Consider the following 1,614-nt stretch of genomic DNA (forward strand, 5'->3'; position numbering starts at 1 on the left):
TCGTCGGCACCGGCAGATGGGTATAAGCGACAGTCACCCACCTGTCGACAGCCCTCGACGACGCCATCGCCATGGTCGAGTTCCGCCTCCAATAGCGTTGCGCGGCACTCAGGTGCGCGGCACCGGGCGATGCGGCGAACGGGTCGGCCCCTCGGGATTCGCCAGGCACCGTTCGAGCGCACCGAAGGCCTCGAACACCTCGGGTGCCTCGAAGGCGCGATTGCGGCGCCCGACCGTGAGCTGGCGGAGGACGCCCGCCTCGACCAAGCGGTCGATGGCGGCATTGGCCGCGGGAAAACTGCGATCGGCGAGGGCAGCCGCAGTCGCGACAGTGACGATCGGTCCCCCGACGAGGTGCGGCAGCAACCGTGCCGCCGCGGAATCGGCGCGCATCGGCGCCAGTCGATCCGTCCAGCTCGCCAGCAGAGCGGCCGTGCGCGACTCGAAGATCATCGCGTCGGCCACGGACCGGCTGCATGCGGCGGCGAAGCGACCGATCCACGTATTCACTCCGTCCATCGCGGCAGCCGTATCCGGTGGGCCGAGATGCCGAAATGCGGTGAGCCCGTCGATATAGCTGCGGATGGACGTGGCCAGCACCAGCGAGACTGGGGCGACGACCAGCTCCGAGAGGCCGCGACGCCGCAGGACGAGGTGGATCAGCACTCGCCCGGTCCGGCCGTTGCCGTCGACGAACGGGTGGATCGTCTCGAACTGGGCGTGGGCGATCGCTGCCTGCGCGACGGCGGGCAGGTCGTCGGTGTTGACGAATTCGATCAAGTCCTCCATCAAGTCGGGCACGCGATCCGCGGGTGGAGGCACGTACACCGCGGAGCACGGGTTGTACGAGCTGCCCCCGAGCCAGTTCTGCTGATCCCGGTACCGCCCGCCGTGTGCGGCCACCCGTGTGCCCGCCAGCAGTCGTCGATGCGCGTCGAGCAGCACCGCAGTGCTGATCTGCTCTCCGCTGCCGACCGATCGCACACCGGTGGCCATCACCTCGATATTGGCGAGCACCTCGGTGGCGGTGACATCGGTCGACTCGTTCAGGATTGCCGCGGCCTCCGCGCGCAACAACCGTCGCGCTCCGATTTCCAGACCCTCGATCCGGGAGGACGCGACGGCCTCGGCCCGCAACAACAGCCGGGACAACACCTCCGTGTCGGACAATGCCGCAGCATCACGGTCGAGCCGGGCCAACGCGACCTCAGCATCGGCGACATCGGCACTCGTTCCCCCGTCGAGCAGGAAAGATCGCCCTACGAGCGGATCTGGAAGGTAGGCGTGGTAGGTCCCCGCACTCCGGTCACGACGGGAAAGACCACCACGGTCCAGCGAACTCGACCAGTGGCACCGCAGTAGCTCTGCCATCCGCTCCTCCTTTATTAAAGGTTAGCCGATAACCTTTAATAAGAGCCTCGCCAGAGTGTCGTTTCGAACCGGACAGGTGGTGATGCCGTTGTCTGGGGAAAGAGCGGAATGGGCCGCTCGAGGTTCGAGGAGGCGGCGATGAGCGGTGATGTTGTGGTGGGGCGGCGGAGCGTGGTGGCGGGGGCTGGGGTGTTGGCCGCGGCGGCGGTGGTACCGGTCGGCAGCAACAGCAGCAAGCCCGCG

Annotated in this window: 1 protein-coding gene; it reads right to left on the reverse strand. The window is 67.5% G+C overall.

Translation table 11 applies throughout. The annotated features are described in order from the left end of the window. Nucleotides 1-108: 108 nt before the first annotated feature. The gene (locus HYG95_RS24395; protein WP_181701423.1) at nucleotides 109-1,371 is read right to left on the reverse strand and encodes a Fic family protein; all 1,263 of its coding nucleotides are present in this window, start codon (nucleotides 1,369-1,371) and stop codon (nucleotides 109-111) included. Between the last annotated feature and the right edge of the window lie 243 nt (nucleotides 1,372-1,614).

It is taken from the genome of Nocardia sp. GTS18 (assembly GCF_013839555.1).
Taxonomy (GTDB): Bacteria; Actinomycetota; Actinomycetes; order Mycobacteriales; family Mycobacteriaceae; genus Nocardia; species Nocardia rosealba.